This is a genomic window from Microbacterium sp. zg.Y909, from assembly GCF_024626565.1.
Genome location: NZ_JANJFJ010000301.1, coordinates 1 through 3,159 on the forward strand (window position 1 = coordinate 1; position 3,159 = coordinate 3,159).

Annotated in this window: 6 protein-coding genes; 4 read left to right on the forward strand and 2 right to left on the reverse strand. The window is 72.3% G+C overall.

The window, feature by feature from the left end:
- Positions 1-180: 180 nt before the first annotated feature.
- The 3 genes from NQ160_RS17635 (at position 181) to NQ160_RS17645 (ending at position 1,303) form a co-directional block, all read left to right on the forward strand.
- On the forward strand, positions 181-480 hold the full coding sequence (locus NQ160_RS17635; RefSeq protein ID WP_257516447.1) for a GNAT family N-acetyltransferase: 300 nt from the start codon (positions 181-183) through the stop codon (positions 478-480).
- 95 nt (positions 481-575) lie between these two features.
- Positions 576-791, forward strand: a complete 216-nt coding sequence (locus tag NQ160_RS17640; RefSeq protein ID WP_257516448.1) for a hypothetical protein — start codon at positions 576-578, stop codon at positions 789-791.
- Complete coding sequence (locus NQ160_RS17645) at positions 788-1,303, forward strand: hypothetical protein (RefSeq protein WP_257516449.1); 516 nt, start codon at positions 788-790, stop codon at positions 1,301-1,303. Before NQ160_RS17640 ends, NQ160_RS17645 begins: the two co-directional genes overlap by 4 nt.
- Here NQ160_RS17645 and NQ160_RS17650 read toward each other — a convergent pair.
- Complete coding sequence (locus NQ160_RS17650; protein WP_257516450.1) at positions 1,285-2,061, reverse strand: alpha/beta fold hydrolase; 777 nt, start codon at positions 2,059-2,061, stop codon at positions 1,285-1,287. The two genes, NQ160_RS17645 and NQ160_RS17650, sit on opposite strands and share 19 nt — an antisense overlap.
- Before the next feature lie 52 nt (positions 2,062-2,113).
- Here NQ160_RS17650 and NQ160_RS17655 point away from each other — a divergent pair, with 52 nt between their 5' ends.
- Positions 2,114-2,398, forward strand: a complete 285-nt coding sequence (locus tag NQ160_RS17655) for a DUF2277 domain-containing protein (protein ID WP_257516388.1) — start codon at positions 2,114-2,116, stop codon at positions 2,396-2,398.
- On the opposite strand, the gene NQ160_RS17660 is transcribed toward NQ160_RS17655, so the two are convergent.
- The coding region (locus NQ160_RS17660) for an MFS transporter (protein ID WP_257516451.1) at positions 2,377-3,159 on the reverse strand (783 nt) is incomplete at its 5' end. The two genes, NQ160_RS17655 and NQ160_RS17660, sit on opposite strands and share 22 nt — an antisense overlap.

Genomic DNA, 3,159 nt, shown 5'->3' on the forward strand with positions numbered 1-3,159 from the left:
GGAGGGGTGGCCGATCGTGCGGCTTTCGGGCCAGCGCGCGGTCGAGCGTTGGCGCGCCGGGCTCGTCGCGACGGCACCGCGGCGGTGACGCTCGCGGCACACGCGTGAGGGACGTCGGGTGGCCCGTCGCCGCGCCGCGTCGGCGGCCCCGCTGTCCCACGCGAGGCGTAGCCTGGCGGCATGAAGGACCTGCGCTTCGAGAATCAGCCGGATGCCTCCCGTTGGGCGCTACTGCGTGGCGATGACCTCGTCAGCGTGCTGGATTACCGCGACGACGGGCGCACGGTCGCGATGACCCGCGCCTACACGGTGCCCACCCACCGCGGCCACGGCTATGCGGCAGAGGTGGTTTCGCGCGCCGTCGCCGAACTCGAGTCCCGCGGTGACCGCACCGTGATCCCCACCTGCTGGTACGTCGCCGACTGGTTCGAGGGGCATCCCGAGCACCGCGGCATCCTGCGCACCGCCCGCACAGCCTGAGGCCGCCGCCCTACGCGGGGCGCGTGCATCCGTCAACCCCGTGCGCCCGGACCGGGTGGAGGTCAGAGTGGGGACAGCGACGAGAGGAGCGCACCATGACCGACCACGCGGACCAGGAGCTGCCCGAGGGAGTGATCAACGCCGACCCGCCCGGGGGCTGGGAAGGGATCGATGACGTCGAGGCGCGGGAACGCAACGCCGATTCCGTGGGATCGCCCGATCTGTCCGATGCGCCCGTGGACGTCGGCGACGTGGAGTCGCCCGCACCGTCCCGAGGAGCCGACCCCGACCTGGGAATTGAGGAATCATGACCGAGCGCGAGAACGAGTTCGACAACACCGGTGACAATCTGCCCGACAAGGGCGGTGTCGACGAGGCAGCCCTCCGCGAGACGGCGGCGGACAGCCCCGACGCGGCGGACCCCGCCACGCAGGCCGGCGACGGGCCGGACGGCGTGCCCGCTCCGGTCGACGGCTCCGCGGCCCCTGCGCCCGAGCCGACCCACGCGGCGGTCGGCATCGGCGTGACCGACGACGGCAGCGAGCACTACGGGCAGGACGAGCACCGCGGCACGCTCACCGTCAGCGAGACGCAGCAGGCCGACCTTTCCGGCGAGCAGGAGCAGCGACTCCCGGCGATGGCGCAGAACAACGCGCCCGAGGTCGACAAGGTCGCGGGGATCGTCGCGCAGACGCGCTCGGATGTGTCCATCGAGCCGCACGAGCGCATCGTCGAGGTGCTGCGCCAGCGCCTCGAGCAGTCCGGCATCCACCTGCCCGACGACGAGATCTCAGAGCTGGCGCGTCAGGTCTCGACGGGCTGAACTCCCAGCTCGGCGAGGATCGCACGGGCGGCCGGGGCGGCGTCGCGGATCATCGTCTCGTGTCCGTGCCCGGGGATCTCCACCACGCGCGTGCGCAGGGCGGCCGCGACCCGCGCGCACCACGCGCGGGGGCACACGACGTCGTTCTCGCCGCGGATGACCAGCGCCGGGACCGTGACTTTGGGGTAGGACAGCTCCGGGCGGTGCGCGAGCATCGCCCGGGTCTTGCGCCGCAGGCGCGGTCCCGCTCGCACGTACTCGCGGGCGCCGAGAAAGACCACTTTGGGGCTCTCGATGAGCAGATCCAGCGCCAGGCGGCCGAGCTGGGGCAAGGCGCCTCGGGCGGCGGCATCCACCGTCGGGGCGACCAGCACGATGCGATCGACCAGCGCAGGATGCCGCACGGCGAGCTCCGTGACGACCTGCGTGCCCATCGAGTGTCCGACGGCGACGAGTTCGCGCCCGGCCGGCTCGTGCTGACGCAGGTACGCCGCGACGAGGTCGGCCAGCCGCTCGATCGACGGCACGCGGGGCGGCTCCTCGGCCGCACCGAATCCCGGCAGGTCCAGGGCCAGCACCCGTCCGTGCGGCTCGAGGTGCGCGATGAGATCGCCGAAGGCGCCGCGGCCCATGCCGATGCCGTGCACGAGCACGAACGTGCGCGCGCCCGCGCCGGTGGCCTCGACCACCAGCTGCGCTCCGTCGTGGGTGAACACGGTCACCGTGCCGTCGGGTTCGTTCGGGGCGGGTTCTTCCACGTTCCGACAGTAAGGGCTGGAAGCACCGGCATCCTGAGCGTACGGTGACCGCATGTGCCGCAACATCCACACCCTGCACAACTTCGAACCCGCCGCCACCGACGACGAGGTCCATGCCGCCGCGCTGCAGTACGTGCGCAAGATCGCCGGCACCACCAACCCGTCCAAAGCGAATCAGCAGGCCTTCGAGCGTGCCGTCGCCGACGTGGAGCACGCGACGCGGCATCTGCTGGCAGACCTCGTCGCGGTCGCGCCGCCGAAGAATCGTGAGGACGAAGCGGCCAAGGCCCGCGCACGCGCGGAGAAGTCCGGTCGCTACGCGCCGCGCGTGGCCTGACGACGGCGCCGACGCGGCGCGCGCGGGCTGTCCAGTCCGATGTGGATGCGGGTGCGCTTGCGCTCCACGGCGATGAAGATCGACCCCACCACCCACAGCGGCACCTGCGTGAGGAAGGCGAGCCGGAAGGCATCCAGCGTGTAGGTCTCCGGAGTGCCCGCGCCCTGCAGGTCCAGGGCGACCCCGATCAGGAACACCGCGATGAGGCCCGCGAGGAACCCGCCCGAGTTGGTGATGCCCGTCGCCGTGCTGAGCCGGTGGGAGGGGTTGTGGGTACGGGCGTGGTCGAAGGCCACCATCGACGCCGGCCCGCCCATCGCCAGGGCGACGGCGAGACCGAGCAGCATCCACAGCGGAGCGGGTCCGGGCTGGGCGATGACGATCAGCCAGGCCACGGCCTGCACCGCGATGGAGGGCAGCACCAGCCCCCGGGAACGGAGCGTCGGCACCCGGCTCGACAGCGACCCCATGATCGGCCCGATCAGGATGCCGGCCAGGACGTACACGGTCGTCACGAGCGCCGCCTGCCCCTGTGACAGGCCTTCCCCCGCGGTGAGGAAGGGGAAGCCCCACAGCATGACGAACGCCGACCCGGCGAAGGGCGTCGTGAAGTGCGACCAGAAGGCGAGACGCGTGCCCGGGTGCGACCAGGCGGCGCGGATGCCGACGCGGTTGTCGACGGCCGACGTGACGACCCGGATCGCGCCGGTGTCGGTGTCGACGGTGACGTCGCGGTCGCGGTCGGGCGGGTGGTTGCGGAT

Excerpts from the sequence above, each read along its gene's own strand:
- NQ160_RS17645 (WP_257516449.1), top strand. The coding sequence starts at position 788 with ATGACCGAGCGCGAGAACGAGTTCGACAACACCGGTGACAATCTGCCC.
- NQ160_RS17640 (WP_257516448.1), top strand. The coding sequence starts at position 576 with ATGACCGACCACGCGGACCAGGAGCTGCCCGAGGGAGTGATCAACGCC.
- NQ160_RS17655 (WP_257516388.1), top strand. The coding sequence starts at position 2,114 with ATGTGCCGCAACATCCACACCCTGCACAACTTCGAACCCGCCGCCACC.
- NQ160_RS17635 (WP_257516447.1), top strand. The coding sequence starts at position 181 with ATGAAGGACCTGCGCTTCGAGAATCAGCCGGATGCCTCCCGTTGGGCG.